Source organism: Glycomyces sp. YM15 (genome assembly GCF_016918015.1).
Taxonomy (GTDB): Bacteria; Actinomycetota; Actinomycetes; order Mycobacteriales; family Micromonosporaceae; genus Glycomyces.
On record NZ_JAERMK010000023.1, the window covers coordinates 53,539 to 71,918 of the forward strand.

Consider the following 18,380-nt stretch of genomic DNA (forward strand, 5'->3'; position numbering starts at 1 on the left):
CCCTTCCTGTGGCTACGCTATGTGCGTGAGCACACCGACGAGAAAGCCACTGGACCGGCACGAGCTCTGGTCGTTGTTGTCGGAGAAGTCCGACTTCTGGACCGAACTCGATGTGGTGCAAGTCACCGGTTCGACGAACACGGATCTGGTGAACGCCGCCAAGCACGGCGCGCCCGAAGGCAAGGTCCTCATCGCCGAGGAGCAGGAGCACGGGCGCGGACGCCTCGACCGTCACTGGGTCAGCCCGGCCCGCGCCGGACTCACCATGTCGTTCCTGCTGCGCCCCACCCTCCCTCGCGAGCAGTGGGGCACGCTCAGCCTCCTCACCGCGGTCGCCCTGGAGGAGGCGCTCAAGGGCGTGTGCGGCGTCAACGCGAAGCTCAAGTGGCCCAACGACGTGCTCATCGCCGACAAGAAGGTCTGCGGCGTCCTCGCCCAGGTCGAGGGCAATGCCGTCATCGTCGGCGTCGGGCTCAACGTCTCGCTCACCGAAGCGGAGCTCCCGATCCCCGAGGCCACCTCGCTGCAACTCGCCGGTGCCTCCACACTCGACCGCGTCGAGATCGCCGCGGCCTTCCTCGCGCACGTCGCGGCCGTCTACCGGACCTGGAACGAACGCGGACCCGCCTCCGTGATCGAGCGCTGGCGCCGCAATTCGGCGACCCTCGGACGGCATGTGGCGGTATCGTTCCCGGGCGGCCGCAACCTCACCGGACGCGCCGTCGGCATCGACGGCCACGGCTGCCTGCAGGTCGCCGCCGCCGACGGCACCGTGGAGACCGTCGCCGCCGGCGACATCGTCCACCTGCGGCCGCAGGACTGAACCGGGACCTGGGGGAACCGAGCGCCCGGAGCCCGGGCGGCGCAGAGCAACGAAGGAGGGGCGGATTGGCCGACCAGGCGCGCAACGGCGACGATCCCGAGACCCGGTGGGCCCGGCAGCCTCCGGGGCCGACCGGACTCGACCCCGAGGCCGAAGCGCTCTACCGACTCCTGCTGTCCAAAACGGACGCCTCCGTGTCGCAGCTCGCGGCCGACGCCGGTCTCGGGACCGGCCGCGCCCGGGACGTCCTCATGCGGCTCGTCGACGACGGCTTCGCCACCATGGTCGCCGACACCCGCTTCCGCGCCGTCGGACCCGACACCGTCCTCGGCGGACGCATCGCCTCCCAGCTCGGCGAGGTCCTCGACGAGTACGAGGCCCTGCGCGAACTCCTCGAGATCCACCGCGCCCGCCCCGGCTCCGGCGGCGAACGAGGCTGGGAGGTCGTCACCGGCCCCGTCGCCATCCGCTCCCGCCTGCGCCGGCTCAAGGCCGACGCCGAACGGAGCCTCCGCACGTTCGTGCGCCCGCCCATGGTCCTGCCCGTGCCCGAAGCCGCGCTCCACGAGGAGCTGCAGGCCCGCGGCGTCCGCCATCGCCTCCTCTTCGACCGCTCGGTGCTCGACATCGACCCGTACGCCGACTACCTCCGCCACGCCCTGGCCTCGGGCGACGAGGTGCGGTTCGCGAAGCGGCTGCCGCTGAAGCTCCTGGTCGTGGACGACAGGACGGCGCTCATGGAAGAGGGCGGCGGACGGCCGAAGGCGATCGTCACCAGCAACAGGTCCATCGTGGAACTCGCGGGCACGCTGTTCGACCAGTTGTGGTCCAACGGCATTCCGGCGACCACGGCATCGAGCAGCGAGGTGCGCCTCGACGAGGACGACACGGTCCTGCTGGGGCTCCTGATCGCCGGGCTCACGGACCAGTCGATCGCCTCGAAGCTCGGGATCGGACTGCGCACCGTGCAGCGGCGGGTGCGGGAGCTGATGGATCTGGCCGACGTGGACACTCGGATCCAGCTGGGCTGGCACGCCGCGAAGAACGGCTGGGTCCCTTAGCGAAAGCGATCCTTCCGCCGGCGCAGGGGCGTCGCTCGAATCGTGGGGCGAACCGCGATGCCAAGGTGTTGTACTGTGCTTTTGACATTGGTACCCACGGCGACACTCGCGAACCGCAGACCGGCAGCCTCGGCGCGCCCGTGAAACCGTGAACGTTTCCCGCCCCCGCCCGTTCTCACTCCTGGAGGTCCGCAGTGGGATATCCCGACGATCAGCTCGCCCGCGGTGAAGTGGTCAAGCTGCACACCCGCCCGCACTGGAAGGAGGGTGTCGGCCCCGTCCTGTGGTTCGTGGTGTTCCTGGCGATCGGCGCCATCGCCATCACCTTCACCGCAAGGATCGAGGAGAGCTGGTCCCTGTGGCTGATCCTCGCTGAGGTCGTCATCTTCATCGCGCTGCTCATCTGGCTCTCGGTGCTGCCGTGGGTCAACTGGCGCTCGACCCACTACGTGATCACCGACCAGCGCATCATGTGGCGCGAGGGCCTCGTCACCCGCGAGAGCCGCCACATCCCGCTGGCGCGCGTGAACACCGTGTCGTACACCCAGAACGTGTGGGAGCGGATCTTCGGCTTCGGCGACATGAACATCGACTCCGCTTCGGACGACGGCGAGATCAACCTGATCGACGTCCCGAAGGTCGACAAGACGAAGGCGCTGCTCTACCAGCTCGCCGAGGACGACCGCTCGCGCCGCTCGGGCGACGGCGACGGCACCTGATCGACAGGCGTGAAGCAGGCCCGTGCCGACTCGGCGCGGGCCTTTCGCGTTGTCAGTTCGCCGGTATCTCGGCGAGTTCGGGCCGGTGGCGGAAGACCCAGGTGCGGTAGGCGAAGAACCGGAACACCGAGGCGAGGCCGACGCCGAAGAAGTTGGCGGCGATGTTCACCGCGAGGTCGGTGTCGAAGTACTGCGGCCAGACCTGGGCGAGGCCGAAGTTGGCCCACAGGCAGGCGAGTGCGATGAGCAGGCCGATGCCGTTGAAGAAGAAGTAGAGGGCGTACTGGCGGTGGGCGGCGGCGCTGCCGCGGCGCTCGCGCCAGGTCCAGTGGCGGTTCCCGAAGAACGCCACCGTCATCGCGATGACCGCGGAGATGATCTTGGCGTACCAGTAGGACCAGTCGAGGCCGAGGAACATCAGGTTGAACAGCCCGACGTCGATCACGTAGGCGACGCCGCCGACGCCGGCGAAGCGGGTGAGCTCGGCGGCGTGGCGTTTCAGCAGGCCGATGGCGCGCGCGAACAGCCCTGCGAGGCCGCGAGGGGCTTCGGGCTGCGGCGTCTCGATAGAGGTCGACATCAATCCACAGCCTACCCGGAGCGGCACGGGAGCGATACCGCCGAGACCCCACTCGCGCCGAGTGCCGGTATTGCGCCCGCGGGCTGCGGTCACGCCCGATTGTCGGATCCATGTGGGAGTGTGGTCTTTTTCGGTTGGTCGGAGGCGGATGCGGGTGGGAAGGGGCATGCCCTATATCGCCGGGCCGGGTCCGACCCGGGCCGACACGCCCGACCCCAGCGCACGTCGCCCAGCCCTCTCGAGCCGCCGGCGCTACTCCGCGCTCGCGTCGCCGATCGGCGAGGCCACCGCCACGACGCCCACGATGAACGCGTCGTCGCCGCGTTCGAAGCGGATCACCGCGTCCTCGCCCGTCGCCACCCGGTGCACGTTCACGTCGACCCCGAACGAGTACCAGTCCGGGTTCTCCACGGCCCCCTGCGCGTGGCACGAGGCGGGCTCGCCGAGCCCCTGCCCGCCCGCGTTCAGGCTGTCGCCGCGCCGGTACCCCGATCCGCCCCACAGTGTGGCCGCGATCTGGACCTCGCCGCCGTCCTCGACCTCGATCTCGGTGTCGGCCGAGCGCGGGCCGTCGTAGACCGCGACCTCCTTGGCCTCCGCACCGGGTTCGACGTACACCACGGTCAGCGACCAGCCCGCCCAGCGCCGCTCGACGCAGTCCGCGCCGAGGGCGACCGGCCAGTGCTCGCACTCGGAGGTCGACAGTTGGTGGTTGTCCGTCGCGACCCAGTACTCGCCGCCGCCCGACACGAGGTCCGTGACCTCGACGAACGCCTGTTGACCGGGTTCCATGTCGCGCACAACCGCAGCGCTGAGGTCGGTCCAGGATCCGCCGGGCCCCGCGAGGGCGACCTCCGCGGGCAGGTCGTCGTCGACACCGGCCCAGTACAGGCCCGCCCATCGGACCTCGGCGCCGCCGGGGACGTCGAGCACCGCCCCCGAGACGGCCTCGCCTTCGCGCCCGGCGGGCGCGGTCTCGGGCTTGTACGCCTTCATCGGCCAGTGGTCGCCGGCGCCGATGCGCACGGCCTCGCGGCAGGCCGGGACGGAGCAGGTCAGCCAGGTGTTCCCGGCGGCGGTGAGGCCCGTGGCGTCGACGCTCGCGAACCCGACCTTGCTTCCGGCGGGCGCGATCGGCACCTGCAGCGACGTGGTGCCGCTGACGCCCGGGCCCTGCACGGCCATCTCGAACCTCTGGTAGCCGCTCACGTCTTCGCCGATCATGATGCGCACGTTGGCTTCGGCCGGGTCGGGCATCGCCGCGATCTCGCAGTGGACGACCGCGCCGTCCTCGGCGCAGGTCCAGCCGGGGTCGGCGGTCCCGGAGGCGAGCGCGATGCCTTCGGGCATCGCGATGTCGAGCGTGACGCGCTCGGAGGCGGCCTGCCCCCGGCCGTACCGCTCGGCCGCGCTTTCGTAGACGTCCGCGCTTCGCTCGGCCGCGCCTTCGCTTCGCTCCACGGGGACCGCGTATCCGCCCCCGCGCCGGTGGGCGGATTCCTGGACCGGGTTCGCTGGTCCCCCAGTCGCATCGGTCGCGGCCCGCTCGGTCACCGGCGCGTAACCCGAGCCGCCGCCGTCCGGGGCTTCGAGGCGGATCGGGAGGATCGCCTCGCCGCCGGCGACCAGGCCGCTCGAACCGAGCCCGTGCTCGATCGCGTAGGCGGCGGGTGCGGCCACGGGCGGTGCGGGTTCGTCGTCGGGTTCCGGTTCCGGGTCCGGGTCGTCAGGGTCCGGTTCGGGCTCGGGTTCCTGGTCGGGCGGCTGCGGCGGCCCGGGTTCGTCGGCGGGCTCCTCTGCCTGGTCGGCGGGCTGCTCCACCGCGGGGGCCGCCTCGGGCGGCGGGTGCTCCTCGTCGCCGGTGAGCGCGAAGACCGCGACCGCGGCGGCCACCGCGGCGGCGGTGCCGGTGGCGACGGTGCCCTTGGCGCCGAGCTGCTGCACGATCCGCCGGATCCAGTTCCCGAACGCCCTGAACGGCGTGAAGAGGTACGCGAGCACCCCGCCGAACGCGATCCCCGCGGCCGAGGCCGCGCCCGCCGCGAGGTACGGCGAGGCCGCGCCGCCCAGGAAGATCACGGCGATCACGCCGCGCAGGCCGGAGTTCAACTCGGTGAGCTCGGCGAACAGCAGGTTGCAGGTGACGCACGAGCCGAGGTGGTCGTCCACTTTCGACGCGTCGCGTTCGCCGAGTTTGCCGCGCACGCGCGCGCCGATCCGGTCCACCGTCCAGCGGCACTCCTCGCGCGGCGAGTCGGCCGCGTGCTCGCTCAGGTAGTTCTGCCGCAGCTTCTCGCGGGCGCGGTAGGCGAGCGCGGCGACCCCGTTCGGTGTCATGCCGAGCATGGTGGCGATCTTGGCCGGGGAGTCCTCCTCGACCTCGGTGTGCCACAGCACCATCCGCCAGCGCTCGGGGAGCTTCCCGAAGGCGAGGGCGGCGTAGCGGCGCTCCTGGCCCTCGACGGCGGGGTCGACGTAGATCTCGCCGGAGTCGTGCTCGGTGAGGTCGTCGGTGAACTCGACCTTCTTGTCGCGGCGCACCCGGTCGTAGAAGTTGTTGCGCAGCGTCTGGAGCATGTAGGGGCGGAACGCGAGATCGGGCCCGCCGCCTTCGCGGAGGATGTGGAGGAGTTTCGCGAACGCCTCGGAGACGAGGTCGTCGGCGCCGGCGGGGTCGCGGGAGAGGATGCGGGCGAGGCGGCGTGCGGAGTGCACGTGGCGTTCGTAGAGGACGGCGTATGCCGTGGTGTCGCCGCCGCGGGTGGCGGCGATGAGTTCGGGGTCGGAGCGGGTCTCGGGGCTGTCGCCGGGGTCCTGGTCGAGGTGGCGGGAATCGCCGGCGGGGACGGTCTCGGGCATCGTTCGCCGGGGCTCCTTCCAGGTTGCGCCGAGCTCGTACGATCGAGGGGCTCGGGTGTTCGCTCGCGGGCGGGACGTCTCGGTCGCGTGGAGGAATACTCGTTGTCTCCCTAGACGAGCCTTCCTTGGCTTAACGATCGAGTACGTCTCAAGTTGCGCCCGTTCAGCCGTTCGGGCAAGCGCTCGGCGAACTGGACATTGCAGTGAGTTTAGGGCAAAAACCCGTCATAACCATGAATTGTGATGTGATTGTGACCAGGCGTGATCGTATTGGGACTTCACGCCCTGGTTCCGGTCAACGGTCGGAAATACGTCAGGCCATTGCGTACAGTTTGCTAACGCATTCCCGGCCGACATCGACGCAAGGGAGGTGAACGATGCCCGCATCGGTCCTACTGGCGCTCCTCGCCGCCACCGCCCTGCTGGCCCTCACCCCGGCACTGGTGCGCCGCTACGACCCCGACGAGCGCATGATCGCCGACCGGGCCTCCTCCGACGCGCGCGTCCTCGACCGCGAAGGCCACCGCCCCACCCGCCCCGCCTCCCACGACACCGCCGAGCTCGGCCTCGCCGACGAGCCCGGACCCGACCATTCGCTCGACGAACTCCTCGACGGCCAAGACCTTCCCGCGCAATCGAACTCACGCGGGTGGGAGCGGCGCGGCACGCGCCGCGGCGACTCGGTACGGTTGAAGACCGACGAGTCGTACACCGGCGAGGACCCCGAGATGCACGAGCAGGCCAGGCTCCGGCAGTTGCGCGCCGAATGGTGGCGGCGGCGGCACCGCCGCATCCTCTACGTGCTCATCGCACTCACCGTGCTCGAACTCGCCGGGGTCGCCATCGCGGGACCCGGCTTCTGGATCGGCGCGGGCGTCTCCGCCCTCGCCCTCGGCGGCTACGTCTACTTCCTGCGCGAACGCGCCAAGCGGCTGCGCCGCGCGGGCCGCAGGCCCAAGGCGATGATCGCCGCCGAGCCCGAGCACGACGAGGTCGGACCGCCCACCTACGTCCCCGAGCAGCCCGACGGCGATGACGACGAACCCGAGTCCCGCGAATCGTTCCTGTTCGAGAACGGCTCCCTCGGCGACGAGGCGTCGCCGCCGCCGCGTCCCGACCCGCGGCGCCCCGACGGCCCCGCCGGCGTGCGCGGCCGCTCCTACGAGGCACCGGCGAAGCTCGAACGCTAGTCGCGCCGTTCATGCTGCAGCGCACACTCGACCTGCGGCTAAACTTGCCCGGTTATGCCTGATGAGGAACCGCAGCACCGCCACATCCTGACGTTCAACTTCCGTCAAGGACGCAACAAGCCCCGCCACGACGAGGCGTTCGCGCGCCTGTGGCCGCGCTACGGCCTGGACTGGGAGCCGGACGACGGCCGGATCGACTTCGCGAAGGTCTTCGGCCGCACCGCGCCCGTGATCCTCGAGATCGGCTCCGGCAACGGCGAGGCGGCCGCCGCGATGGCCGACGCCGACCGCGACCGCGACCTCCTCGCCGTCGAGGTCTACCCGCAGGGCATCGCCGACCTCATGGACCGCGCCGAGGCCCGCGGGCTCACGAACCTGCGCATCTACCAGGGCGACGCGCTGCCGCTGCTGTGGAAGGGCATCGCACCGGCATCGCTCGACGAGATCCGCGTCTACTTCCCCGACCCGTGGCCGAAGAAGCGCCACCACAAGCGCCGGATCATCCAGGCCGAGCACGTGAAGACGATGGCCGGGCTCCTGCGCCCGGGCGGAGTCCTCCACTGCGCCACGGACATCGCGGACTACGCCGAGCAGATGCTGGAAGTCCTCACGGCGGACGAGGCGTTCGCGAACACCGCTGACGGATTCGCCCCGCGCCCCGGCCACCGCCCGGTCACCAAGTTCGAGCGCCGCGGTGTGAAGGCCGACCGCGAGATCTTCGACCTGCTCTTTCGCAAGCGCTAGGTTCGGAGAAAGACGGAAACCGCGCAGCTCTCGATTGTCGAGACGCTGCGCGGCACGGTGCAGCAACCGGGAGCGGGTTCGGCGTCAACCTGAGCGATCGGGACCGAACCATTCGAGCGGCTGGCCGGTAGCCGCATCCACGCATTCGAAGTCGCGATCGCGGTGCAGGAGTGTGAGGTCGAACTGCTCGGCCGTCGCGGCGATCAGGAGGTCGACCGGACCCGCGCTGCGGTGGTGCCCGTTCTTTGTGAGCGCCTCCTGCACTTGGTGCGCTCGTCTGAACATGCGCTCGTCCATGGGCACCCGGCAGAACAGGGAATCGAAATCCTGCGAATCCTGCACACGGTCATCCCAGGACCGGGCGCTGATGAAGTATTCCAGTTCGATCACCGGGCAGAGGGCGATGAGACCCGCCTGCGCGACCCGGTCCCATCCGTAGTCGTTTCCGTTCTTGCGCATGAGCAACGCCTTGGAATGTACATTCCAAGGTAGCCGACCTCGGGGGGGACACGCCAGGGCGAGCGAACTTTCTCGCAGTCAGCCGGTGAGGCGCTGGTGCCAGGCTTCGGCTGAGGCGTCGGTGAGGGAGGCGACCTGGTCGATGGCGACGCGGAGCTTCGCAGCGTCGTCTCCGGCCCGGTTCCAGGACTCGGCGAACATGGGCTCCATGGCCTCCGCGCCGCGGTCGCAGAGCAGGGCGACCAGGTCTTGGAGGATCTCGCGCTGGCGGGTGTACCAGGCCTCGTCGCTTCGGGGCTGCATCACGTAGCACCAGGCGATGCCTTTGAGCAGGGCGCATTGGACGCGTTCGCGTTCGGGGACCACCAGGTCGGCGTCGTAGCGGTGGAACCTGCCGTGGCCGAACTGCGCCCTGGTCGCGTTCGCGGCGGCGTTCACGAAGCGGCCCACCATTGTCGAAGTGAAGTTCTTGACCGCGACCATCGCGCCGAACGAACCGTCGTAGTCGTGGATTCCGGCCAGGACGGGATCGGCCAGGAGCTCGCGGAGCGCTTCCCCGAGGGCGGCTGAGGATTCATCGGCGTAGCGCCCCACCACGGCCTCGCAGACCCTGGCCTGCTCATCCCCGTCGTGCATGAGCTTCGAAAGGTTGATGTAGCCGCCGTGGAGGCCGTCCTCGACGTCGTGCACGGAGTACGCGACGTCGTCGGACCAGTCCATGACCTGGGCCTCAAGGCATTTGACGCCTTCGGGGGCGCCGCCGCGGAGCCATTCGAAGACGTGCAGGTCGTCGTCGTACACCCCGAACTTGCGGACGCCTTCGCGCGCGGCCCAAGGGTATTTGCAGGTGGCGTCGAGGGAGGCGCGGGTGAGGTTGAGTCCGACGGATCCGCCGTGGGCGTCGACCACCTTCGCTTCGAGGCGGGCGAGGACGCGGAGGGTCTGGGCGTTGCCCTCGAATCCGCCGCAGGGTCCGGCGACCTCGTGGAGGGCGTCTTCGCCGTTGTGCCCGAACGGCGGGTGGCCGAGATCGTGGGCGAGGCCGGCGACGTCGACGACGTCGGGGTCGCAGCCGAGCGCGGAGCCCATCTCGCGGGAGATCTGGGCGACCTCGAGGGAGTGTGTGAGGCGGGTGCGCAGGAAGTCGTCGGTGCCCGCCGTGTGGACCTGGGTCTTGTCGGCGAGACGCCGGAACCCGGCGGAGTGGAGGATGCGGGCCCGGTCGCGCTGGAACGGGGTGCGGACCGAGTCGGGCTCCGCGACGAGGCGCTCCTCGGCGGGCCAGCGGGCCTGGAGGGTACGGAGAACGGGATCGGTCACGCCATCGAGCGTAGCGCGGCCGATCCCGTCCTCTCAGGTGTTAGTCCTTCAGGTAGAGGCGCATGACGCCGGTGCCGTCGCCGTCCTGGGCGCCGTGGGCCCAGGCGAAGGCCGAGAGCGGTTCGACGCCGTCGAATTCGTCGGGGTACTCCTCCGCCGCGCGGGCGAGGTCGATCCAGGCGACGACGGCGCATTCGCCGGGGGCCTGGGCGGCGAAGTCGCTGAAGCGGCCGTCCTCGGCGAGGGTGCCGTCGGCGGTGGCGGAGCCGGTGTAGCTGAGTTCGGATCCGTCCACTTCGACGCCTTCGGGGAGGGGCTCGCCTTCGCTCATGCCGGTGATGAGCGCTTCGAGTTCCTGGGCGCGCTCCTCCGCGAGGTGGGCGGCGAAGTAGAGCGAGTCGGGGTCGATCTCCTCATCGGCGTCGAAGTTCGCGCCACCGCCGAGGGTGGCGCCCGCGAGGAGGCTCGTGAAGTCGCCGAGGACGGATTCGATCTCGCCGAGGTCGGGGCCGTAGGTGTCCCCGACGTACGGGTCGTCTTCGGTGCCGGCGGCCCAGTAGCGCTCGTCGAGCTCCCAGTAGCGCTCCTCGTCCGCGGGGGCGAGGGTGTCCTCCCAGTACTGGGCGTCGAGCTCCGTGTATTCGGCGTACTCGGCGTCGGTGAGCGGCACTTCGACCGGTCCCGAGTCGGCGGCGTCGACGCCGTAGAACTCCTCGAAGAAGCCGAGCCAGCCCTCGGTGATCTCGTCGATGTTCTCGGGGACGTAGGCGGTCACGGCGATGTCGGAGGCGGGCTGCTCGCCCATGGAGGCGAGGAGTCCGTCGGTGCCGCTCCAGTGGTGGTCGGCGTCGCCGAACATCCGGTAGGTGAGCTGGAAGCCCTGGTCGAACGCGGCGAGGCCGTAGATGACGTGCCCGGAGTAGAGGTCCTTGACGGCCTCGCTCTCGGTGCCGGTGGTCATCTCCGCGAGGTCGCCGACGGCGTCCATGTCGATCCAGTGGACGAGGAGCTGGTCCTCGTCGAGCCAGGCGCGGGCCTCGCTGTAGTCGTCGGAGGCGGCGAGGGGCGCGTCGGAGGCTTCGGACGCGGCGGCGGCGAGGGCGTCGTCGGCGCCGGTCTCGCCGATGACGACGAGGACGTGGTCGTCTTCGACGGTGTAGGCGAACTGGTCCGCTTCGGCGCCTGCGGAGGTGCGGATCTGGGCCATGCCGTCTTCGGCGGCGCCCGCGTCGGTGCTGGCGAGGCTCAGGACTGCGTAGGTCTGGTCGTCGTGCTCCCAGGTGGCGAGGCCGTGGCGGCGGCCGAGCCAGGAGTTGACGTCCTCGTCGGCGTCGACGCCGTCGATGCCGGACTCCTCGATGAAGCCCTCGATGAGCTCGTTCGTGTCGTCGAAGTCCTCGAGGTCCTCGAATTTCTGGAGGTGCTCGAGGAGCTTCGGGGTCTGGTCGAAGGAGGGGTCGAGGTTGAGCTCGACGTACATGCTCGCGGTCGCGGGGAAGCTCTCGGCGGGGTCCGGGCCCCGGTTCAGGACGAACTTGAAGAGGACGACCGTGCCGACGGCGGCGAGGAGCACGACGGAGAGGATCGCGGCGACGGCGATCTTGGGGCCGCGCCCGCGTCCGTTCTCGACGGGCCCCATCGGGACCGGGGTGTACGCGCCGGGCGGGAGGTGGGCCCCGGGCGGCGGCGGCTGCGGGGCCTCCACATAGGGCTGGGGCTGGTAGGCGCCGGGTGGCGGCCCGTACGCGCCCGGGGGCGGCTGGTTCGGGTCGCCGGGGTACGGCTGGGGGCTGGCATCGCTCGACATCCTTCGACGCTACGGCCCCCGTGCGACGGCCGTATCCCGGGAACGTGCCAAAAGGGAGGCGCTCGGGTCAGAACTCGTAGACCTGGCCGGGGCGGACGACCTCGACGGGACCGGTGTAGGCGGCGCGGGCCTCGGCGAGGGTCTGGTCCTTGGAGTTCCAGGGTTCGACGAGGTGGGTGAGGAGCAGGCGGGCGGCCCCGGACTTCGTGGCGTACTCGCCGGCCTCTTTCCCGGTGAGGTGCACGTCCTTCGGGTTCTCGCGGCCCTCCAGGTAGGAGGCCTCGGCGAGGAGCACGTCGCAGTGGGTGGCGAGTGCTTCGAGCGCCTGGCACGGCCCGGAGTCGGAGGTGTAGGCGAGAGAGGATCCGGCGTGCTCGACGCGGAGCCCGTAGGTCTCGACGGGGTGGGCGACGCGGTCGACGGTGACGGTGAGCGGGCCGAGGTCGAACGTGCCGGGCTGGAGCTCCCGGAAGTCGTAGACGTCGCGCATGGACGGGCTGCAGAGCTCGCCCTGCCCGCCGTAGGCGGCGACGATGCGGTCGGCGACGCCAGTGGGGCCGTAGAGCGGCAGCGGGTGCTTCGGAGCGTCGGAGGCGTAGCGGCGCATCACGGCGTACGCGCAGGCGTCGAAGAAGTGGTCCGCGTGCAGGTGGGTGACGATGACCGCGTCGATGAGGTGCGGGTCGACGTGCTTCTGCAGTTCACCGAGCGAGCCGGTGCCGAAGTCGATGAGCAGCCGGTAGCCGCCCGCTTCGACCAGGTAGGCCGAGCAGGGGGTGTCGGGTGCCGGGAACGAGCCGGCGCAGCCGATAACCGTCAGTTTCATGGCAGATCACACCTTGTCCAGTACGGCCGCCGCCGCGTTCGGGAACAGGTTCCCCAGGAACCGCCGCGCGGTCCTGGTGAAGGCCTCCGGGTCGCCGGTCGCGAGGAACCGGTGCTCGGCGGGTTCGGTGCGGGTGGCCAGGAGGTCGTGGTCGGTGAGCACGCGGTAGAGTTCGCGCGCGCTCTCGCTCGCGGAGTTCACCAGTGTCACGTCCTCTCCCATCACCAGTCCTATGAGTCCCGACAGCAGCGGATAGTGGGTGCAGCCCAGCACGACTGTGTCGACGTCGGACTGCTGTAGCGGCTCAAGGTACCCCTGGGCGAGGCCCAGGAGCTGTCGGCCGGTTGTCACACCGCGTTCCACGAAGTCCACGAACGCCGGGCAGGCGACTGCGGTCGCCTTGACGTCCGGGACGGCGTTGAAGGCGTCCAGGTACGCGCCCGAGGAGATCGTGGAGACCGTCCCGATGACCCCGACCCGGCCGGTGCGCGTCGTGGCGACGGCGCGGCGGACGGCGGGCCGGATGACCTCTACGACAGGGATGTCGTAGCGGTCGCGGATGTCGGCCAGGCTCGCCGCCGACGCGGAGTTGCAGGCGATCACGAGCGCCTTGACCTCCTGTTCGACCAGGTGGTCGCAGACGTCGAGTGAAAGCTTGCGGACCTCGGCGATGGGCCTCGGGCCGTACGGGACGTGGGCGGTGTCGCCGACGTAGACGAGTCGCTCGGCGGGCAGCAGTTCGCTGATCGATCGGGCGACGGTCAGGCCTCCGACACCGGAGTCGAAGATCCCGATGGGCGCGTCGTTCATGGGCTCCGAGCGTACGTCCAAACGGGCCTGGCGCGCCTCCGCTCGCCACGGGAATGTCGCCAAAATGACAGGGTGGCGATCGCCACACGAACGGTGGCGGAATGGCGGGTTCGTCGGCCCCGGGAGGGACGACGAGCCCGGCGGTACTTTCCCCACCCTGGGCTGGGAGATCTGTCCGCCCCGCCGTGCCCGGGGGGGATTCGCTCCTTTGCGGCGCTAGGCGGCGACCCGGAGCATCACGAACGCCGCGAGCAGCGTGACGGTGGAGGCGGCCATGAACATCCAGGGCACGCCACGGAACCGGAGCGAGGCGAAGGCCATCATCGCCAGCAGCATGCCGATCACGCCGCAGGTGATGAACGCCGGGGTGAACCAGGCGGGGCTGTCGCCGAAGACGCGGAAGAGGCCGACGATCGCGGTCGCGACACCTGCGAGCACGAGCACGAGCGCCCAGGAGGCGACCCCGGCGAGGCGCCGCAGCCGGACGGCGGGCTTCTCGGGCCGGAGCGGGCCGGTGTCCTTGGCGGCCGCGATACCGCCCTGGATGCTGCCGAGCGCGGACGACGCCGTTCGCGGCGCCGGGCTGCTCGCCCAGACGTTACCCGCGTCCGCGCCTTCCGGGGCCGTGCTTTGCCGGGGCAGACCGTTCGACTTCGGCTTGCGGATCGAGACGGAGCGCAGTTTGAGCTTGCCGGCGGGACTCATGCGGCCAGGCTAGCAAGCCACTGAGGACGCCTCAAGATCGCACCGCGACGGTGCGGCCCACACCGCTGAACGTGGAAAAGGAACGCCGAAACCCCATGGCCCGGGCAGTGTGCCTGCTCGGCTCCGAACCCGCACACCGCCCCCGGCCCTGGTTGCACGCCGTTGGCCCTATGCCCAGACCTGGCCGTCGAGCGCGTTCGCCGCGTCGTCGAGCCCGTCCGAGTACGCGCCCGTCGACAGGTACTTCCAGCCGCCGTCGGCGACCAGCATCGCGATGTCCGCGGGCCGCCCCGCCTTCGCGGCCTCGCGCGCCAGCGCGAGCCCCGCGTGCAGCACCGCGCCCGTGGAGAGCCCCACGAACAGGCCCTCCTCGCTCAGGATCTCCCTGGTCCGCCGCAGCGCGTCCTCGGTGCCGACCGACAAGCGCCGGTCCAGCACCTTCTCGTCGTACAACTCCGGTACGAACCCCTCGTCGAGGTTCCGCAGCCCGTACACGAGCTCGCCGTACCGCGGTTCGGCCGCGACGATCTGCACGCCCGGCGCCTGCTCGCGCAGGTACCGGCCGACGCCCATGAGCGTCGCCGTCGTCCCGAGCCCCGCCACGAAGTGCGTGATCTCCGGGAGGTCGCGCAGCAGTTCAGGGCCGGTGCCCTCGTAGTGCGCGGCCGCGTTCGCCGGGTTCGCGTACTGGTTGAGCATCACCAGGTCGGGACGCTCGGCCGCCATGGCCCGCGCCTTCGCGACGGCCGCGTTCGAGCCGCCCGCGGCCGGGGAGAACACGATCTCGGCGCCGAACGCGGTCAGCAGCTGCCGCCGCTCCAGCGACGTGTTCTCGGGCATGACCGCAATGAGCTTGTAGCCCTTGCGCCGCGCCAGCATCGCCACGGCGATGCCGGTGTTGCCCGAGGTCGGTTCGAGGATCGTCGCGCCCGGTTTCAGGAGCCCGTCGTCCTCGGCGGCCTCGATCATCTTGGCGGCGACCCGGTCCTTGACCGAGCCGGTCGGGTTCGCGCCCTCGAGCTTCACCCACAGCCGGATGTCGGGCGAGGGCGAGAGCCGCGGGAGTCCGACGAGCGGCGTGTCGCCGAGCGTCGCGGTGATGTCCGTGAAGCGTGCCACGGCCAGTCCCTTCTCCGAACTACATGCCGCCCGCGACGGCGGGGAGGATGGTCACCTGGTCGCCGTCGGCGAGCGCCGCGTCGAGGCCGCCGATGAAGCGGACGTCTTCGTCGTTGATGTACACGTTCACGAAGCGGTGCAGGGTGCCCTCGTCGGTCACGACGCGGCCCTTGAGGCCGGCGTGCTGGGCGTCGAGGCTGTCGAACAGCTTCGCGAGGGTGTCGCCCTCGCCCGTGACGAGTTTCTGGCCGCCGGTGTGGGTGCGGAGGATGGTGGGGACGCGGACTTCAACGGACATTTGGATTTCCTTCGATTCTCGGAACAGCCCGGCAGGGGCCGTCGATGTGTCTGACGCGCAGCGGGTACTGCATGACGAACGCCGGGCGGGCCCGGCTGGAGCTCAGGAACAGTCGTAGACCGTCGAGTCGGGAGTGTGCGCGAACTTGTAGCTCTGCACCGCCTCCGGCGCACCGGTCACCTCGATGGGCTCCTCGGTGATCACCTCGTCGGCGATGCGGAACGACCGGACCTCGGCCACGTCCGGGTCCTTCGTCGTCACCAGCACGTAGTGCGCGCCCGGCAGACCCAGCTGCGAGGCGATCCCCGCGTCGGAGCGCGAAGGGTAGGCCTCGGTGTGGGTGTGCGAGTGGTAGGCCACGACGACTTCCTCGTCGTTGTCCCACATCTGGTCGTAGACCTGCTTCCACTCCTCCGAGTCGAACTCGTAGAAGGTGGTGGAGCGGGCAGCGTTGATCATCGGGATGTGCCTCTTCGGCTCTCCCGTGCCCTCGGGGCCCGCGATGAGGCCGCACGCCTCGTCGGGGTGGTCAGCCCGGGCGTGCGCGACCATCGCCTCGACCAGTTCATGCGCGATCCGCAACACGCAAGCAAGCGTACACGCGGCGCGAGGAGCCCAGAAGCCCTCGCTCAGAGCGTGAGACAAGCCCCTCCACCTGCGACTGGAGGGAATAAACGGACGGGCGTGAACACCGCTCGCGCACGGGTCCGTCCGTCCTCGGGGTGCATTAGGCTCGCCGGTATGTCCGTCACGCTGCCGCGCACGCCCCTGTACACCGACCACTACGAGTACACGATGCTCGAAGCGGCCCTCCGCGACGGCACCGCGGAGCTGCAGTGCGTCTTCGAGGTCTTCGGCCGCCGCCTGCCCACCGGCCGTCGCTACGGCGTCGTCGCCGGGATCGGCCGCCTCTCCGAGGCCATCGAGCGCTTCCGCTTCGAGGACAGCGACCTCGACGACCTCACTTCTCGCGGGGTCATCAAGCAGTCCACGGCCGAATGGCTCGCCGACTACCGCTTCAAGGGCGACATCGACGTGTACGCCGAAGGGGAGCTCTACTTCCCGGGCTCCCCCATCGTCACCGTCTCCGGGACCTTCGCCGAATGCGTGCTCCTGGAGACGCTCACCCTCTCGATCCTCAACCACGACAGCGCGATCGCCGGCGCCGCCGCCCGCATGGTCACGGCCGCGCGCGGCCGCCCGATCCTGGAGATGGGCTCGCGCCGCACGCATGAGGCCGCCGCGATCGCCGCGTCCCGGGCCGCGTATCTGGCCGGGTTCGTGGCCACTTCGAACCTCGAGGCGGGGCGCCGCTACGGCGTCCCGACCTCCGGTACGAGCGCGCACGCGTTCACGCTGCTGCACAAGTCCGAGATCGAGGCGTTCCAGGCGCAGATCGACGCGTTCGGCACCGACACGACGCTGCTGGTCGACACGTACGACATCACGCAGGGCATCCGCAACGCGATCGCGGCGGCCGGGCCGCGCCTGCGCGCCATCCGCATCGACTCGGGCGACCTCGACGTGATGGCGACGGGCGCGCGGGAGCTGCTCGACGAGCTGGGGGCGCACGACACGAAGATCGTCGTCTCCGGCGATCTCGACGAGTTCTCGATCGCGGCGCTGGCGGCGGCCCCTGTGGACATCTACGGGGCGGGTACGGCGGTCGTGGTGGGTTCGGGCGCGCCGACGGCGCAGCTGGTCTACAAACTGGTCGAAGTGGAGGGCCGCCCGGTCGCGAAGCGCTCGGAGCACAAGGGCACCCACGGGGGCCGCAAGATCGCGGTGCGCCGCCACAAGCCGACGGGCACGGCGACGGAGGAAGTGGTCGTGTCCCAGGGCGAGCCCGAGTCGATGCCGGGCGACAAGCGCCTGCAGGTGCCGCTGTTCCAGGGCGGTGAGCTCGTGCCGCAGCCGACGCTGGAGGAGTCGCGGGAGCTGCTGCGTCAGCGCCTGATCTCGATCCCTTGGGAGGGGCTGAAACTCTCCCCGGGCGATCCGGCCATCCCGGTGGTCCAGCTGCACGGGGGCGCGTAGGCGCAGGGCTTTCGGGATACGATGCGATGGCCCCTGTCCGCGTTCCCACCCCCGTGCCTTCGTAGTACCTGCGATCCTCCCCCGAAAGGAACCGCCCCAATGGTGTTCAGCAAGCTCAAGGCCATTCTCGGTAGTGGCATCCAAGTCGACACGCTCCTGCATGAGAAGCACGTCGTCCCCGGCGGTGTCCTCAAGGGCGAGGTGCGCATCTCCGGCGCCGAAGTGGACGCCGCTGTGGAGGGCGTCGAGATCGAGTTCACCGCCTTGGTCGAGGACGACAGCAAGGGCGAGGACGCGGCCGGTGTCGTGCACGACTACTTCAAGGCCGAGATCTCCGGCAAGTTCGACCTCGCGAAGGGCACCGCCCACCCGATCGCGTTCGAGGTGCAGGTGCCTTGGGAGACGCCGTTCAACTACGTCGAGCAGCGCCCGCTGGTGGGCGGCATGAAGCTCGGCGTCTCGACGCACCTGGCCTTGGACCAGGCGCTGGACAAGGGCGACCTGGACTGGCTGACCGTGGAGGCGCTGCCGGTGCACAAGGCGGTCTGGGAGGCGCTGGAGGCCTTGGGCTTCGCGTTCCAGGAGACCGACTTGGAGCTGGGCACGATCCAGGGCGCGACGACGCCGTTCTACCAGGAGGTCGAGTTCTGGGCGACCGAGGGCGAGTTCCACGGCCGGGTCAAGGAGCTGGAAGTGACCTTCGTCGTCGGCGAGGCGAACACGGATGTGGTGTTCGCGGCCGACAACTCGGCGGAGCTGCTGGCGCCGGACCTGAACTCGACGATCCGCTTCTCACTGCCGACGGCCGAGCCGGGCGATGTGACCGAGACCGTGAAGGCCCAGTTGACGCAGTTGCTGGCGCAGAAGGGTGCATAAGACCTGCTAGACGCCTTGGAGGGCGGTTCCGCGAGTGCTCGCGGGGCCGCCCTTCGGTGTTCCCTCTGAAAAATCTCGGGCACAGACTTGCGCATGTTCTACGTATACGTATAGTCTCTACGTATACCGAGAACGACCCCTGGAAGG

At 70.1% G+C, this 18,380-nt stretch carries 18 protein-coding genes; 7 read left to right on the top strand and 11 right to left on the bottom strand.

The window, feature by feature from the left end:
• Positions 1-25 precede the first annotated feature (25 nt).
• From JHY01_RS21720 to JHY01_RS27885, 3 genes are all read left to right on the top strand, one after another.
• The gene (locus JHY01_RS21720; RefSeq protein ID WP_205327792.1) at positions 26-823 is read left to right on the top strand and encodes a biotin--[acetyl-CoA-carboxylase] ligase; all 798 of its coding nucleotides are present in this window, start codon (positions 26-28) and stop codon (positions 821-823) included.
• A 65-nt stretch (positions 824-888) separates the two neighbouring features.
• Positions 889-1,884, top strand: coding sequence for a hypothetical protein (locus JHY01_RS21725; RefSeq protein ID WP_205327793.1), 996 nt, complete (start codon positions 889-891; stop codon positions 1,882-1,884).
• Between the two features lie 194 nt (positions 1,885-2,078).
• Complete coding sequence (locus JHY01_RS27885) at positions 2,079-2,603, top strand: PH domain-containing protein (RefSeq protein WP_205327794.1); 525 nt, start codon at positions 2,079-2,081, stop codon at positions 2,601-2,603.
• Positions 2,604-2,655: 52 nt separating this feature from the next.
• Here the strand turns inward: JHY01_RS27885 and JHY01_RS21735 are convergent, their stop codons facing one another.
• Positions 2,656-3,183 (bottom strand): GtrA family protein, encoded by a 528-nt coding sequence (locus tag JHY01_RS21735; RefSeq protein WP_205327795.1) that lies wholly within the window; start codon positions 3,181-3,183, stop codon positions 2,656-2,658.
• A gap of 252 nt (positions 3,184-3,435) precedes the next feature.
• Positions 3,436-6,042 (bottom strand): sigma-70 family RNA polymerase sigma factor, encoded by a 2,607-nt coding sequence (locus tag JHY01_RS21740; protein WP_205327796.1) that lies wholly within the window; start codon positions 6,040-6,042, stop codon positions 3,436-3,438.
• Between the two features lie 377 nt (positions 6,043-6,419).
• On the opposite strand from JHY01_RS21740, the gene JHY01_RS21745 reads away from it, so the two are divergent.
• Both JHY01_RS21745 and trmB read left to right on the top strand, forming a co-directional pair.
• Positions 6,420-7,232 (top strand): hypothetical protein, encoded by an 813-nt coding sequence (locus tag JHY01_RS21745; protein ID WP_205327797.1) that lies wholly within the window; start codon positions 6,420-6,422, stop codon positions 7,230-7,232.
• 54 nt (positions 7,233-7,286) lie between these two features.
• The gene (trmB, locus tag JHY01_RS21750; protein ID WP_205327798.1) at positions 7,287-7,976 is read left to right on the top strand and encodes a tRNA (guanosine(46)-N7)-methyltransferase TrmB; all 690 of its coding nucleotides are present in this window, start codon (positions 7,287-7,289) and stop codon (positions 7,974-7,976) included.
• Between the two features lie 84 nt (positions 7,977-8,060).
• On the opposite strand, the gene JHY01_RS21755 is transcribed toward trmB, so the two are convergent.
• From JHY01_RS21755 to JHY01_RS21795, 9 genes are all read right to left on the bottom strand, one after another.
• Positions 8,061-8,435, bottom strand: a complete 375-nt coding sequence (locus tag JHY01_RS21755) for a PIN domain-containing protein (protein ID WP_240193099.1) — start codon at positions 8,433-8,435, stop codon at positions 8,061-8,063.
• A 78-nt stretch (positions 8,436-8,513) separates the two neighbouring features.
• On the bottom strand, positions 8,514-9,755 hold the full coding sequence (locus JHY01_RS21760) for a deoxyguanosinetriphosphate triphosphohydrolase (protein ID WP_205327800.1): 1,242 nt from the start codon (positions 9,753-9,755) through the stop codon (positions 8,514-8,516).
• Positions 9,756-9,795: 40 nt separating this feature from the next.
• Positions 9,796-11,562: a hypothetical protein gene (locus tag JHY01_RS21765; protein ID WP_205327801.1), complete on the bottom strand. Its 1,767-nt coding sequence runs from the start codon at positions 11,560-11,562 to the stop codon at positions 9,796-9,798.
• Between the two features lie 67 nt (positions 11,563-11,629).
• Complete coding sequence (locus JHY01_RS21770) at positions 11,630-12,388, bottom strand: MBL fold metallo-hydrolase (protein WP_205327802.1); 759 nt, start codon at positions 12,386-12,388, stop codon at positions 11,630-11,632.
• 6 nt (positions 12,389-12,394) lie between these two features.
• Positions 12,395-13,198, bottom strand: a complete 804-nt coding sequence (murI, locus tag JHY01_RS21775) for a glutamate racemase (RefSeq protein ID WP_205327803.1) — start codon at positions 13,196-13,198, stop codon at positions 12,395-12,397.
• A gap of 216 nt (positions 13,199-13,414) precedes the next feature.
• Positions 13,415-13,903: a hypothetical protein gene (locus tag JHY01_RS21780; RefSeq protein ID WP_205327804.1), complete on the bottom strand. Its 489-nt coding sequence runs from the start codon at positions 13,901-13,903 to the stop codon at positions 13,415-13,417.
• A 168-nt stretch (positions 13,904-14,071) separates the two neighbouring features.
• Positions 14,072-15,022 (bottom strand): PLP-dependent cysteine synthase family protein, encoded by a 951-nt coding sequence (locus JHY01_RS21785; protein WP_205327805.1) that lies wholly within the window; start codon positions 15,020-15,022, stop codon positions 14,072-14,074.
• 19 nt (positions 15,023-15,041) lie between these two features.
• Complete coding sequence (locus tag JHY01_RS21790; RefSeq protein ID WP_205327806.1) at positions 15,042-15,320, bottom strand: MoaD/ThiS family protein; 279 nt, start codon at positions 15,318-15,320, stop codon at positions 15,042-15,044.
• Positions 15,321-15,422: 102 nt separating this feature from the next.
• Entirely contained in the window at positions 15,423-15,905 is a 483-nt protein-coding gene (locus tag JHY01_RS21795) for a M67 family metallopeptidase (protein ID WP_307814524.1), read from the bottom strand.
• A gap of 156 nt (positions 15,906-16,061) precedes the next feature.
• On the opposite strand from JHY01_RS21795, the gene JHY01_RS21800 reads away from it, so the two are divergent.
• Positions 16,062-17,357: a nicotinate phosphoribosyltransferase gene (locus JHY01_RS21800; protein WP_205327807.1), complete on the top strand. Its 1,296-nt coding sequence runs from the start codon at positions 16,062-16,064 to the stop codon at positions 17,355-17,357.
• 99 nt (positions 17,358-17,456) lie between these two features.
• Positions 17,457-18,233 (top strand): sporulation protein, encoded by a 777-nt coding sequence (locus JHY01_RS21805; protein ID WP_205327808.1) that lies wholly within the window; start codon positions 17,457-17,459, stop codon positions 18,231-18,233.
• Positions 18,234-18,380: the final 147 nt, after the last annotated feature.

Excerpts from the sequence above, each read along its gene's own strand:
- JHY01_RS21735 (WP_205327795.1), bottom strand. The coding sequence starts at position 3,183 with ATGTCGACCTCTATCGAGACGCCGCAGCCCGAAGCCCCTCGCGGCCTC.
- JHY01_RS21740 (WP_205327796.1), bottom strand. The coding sequence starts at position 6,042 with ATGCCCGAGACCGTCCCCGCCGGCGATTCCCGCCACCTCGACCAGGAC.
- JHY01_RS21745 (WP_205327797.1), top strand. The coding sequence starts at position 6,420 with ATGCCCGCATCGGTCCTACTGGCGCTCCTCGCCGCCACCGCCCTGCTG.
- trmB (WP_205327798.1), top strand. The coding sequence starts at position 7,287 with ATGCCTGATGAGGAACCGCAGCACCGCCACATCCTGACGTTCAACTTC.
- JHY01_RS21755 (WP_240193099.1), bottom strand. The coding sequence starts at position 8,435 with ATGCGCAAGAACGGAAACGACTACGGATGGGACCGGGTCGCGCAGGCG.
- JHY01_RS21765 (WP_205327801.1), bottom strand. The coding sequence starts at position 11,562 with ATGTCGAGCGATGCCAGCCCCCAGCCGTACCCCGGCGACCCGAACCAG.
- JHY01_RS21770 (WP_205327802.1), bottom strand. The coding sequence starts at position 12,388 with ATGAAACTGACGGTTATCGGCTGCGCCGGCTCGTTCCCGGCACCCGAC.
- murI (WP_205327803.1), bottom strand. The coding sequence starts at position 13,198 with ATGAACGACGCGCCCATCGGGATCTTCGACTCCGGTGTCGGAGGCCTG.
- JHY01_RS21780 (WP_205327804.1), bottom strand. The coding sequence starts at position 13,903 with ATGAGTCCCGCCGGCAAGCTCAAACTGCGCTCCGTCTCGATCCGCAAG.
- JHY01_RS21790 (WP_205327806.1), bottom strand. The coding sequence starts at position 15,320 with ATGTCCGTTGAAGTCCGCGTCCCCACCATCCTCCGCACCCACACCGGC.
- JHY01_RS21800 (WP_205327807.1), top strand. The coding sequence starts at position 16,062 with ATGTCCGTCACGCTGCCGCGCACGCCCCTGTACACCGACCACTACGAG.
- JHY01_RS21805 (WP_205327808.1), top strand. The coding sequence starts at position 17,457 with ATGGTGTTCAGCAAGCTCAAGGCCATTCTCGGTAGTGGCATCCAAGTC.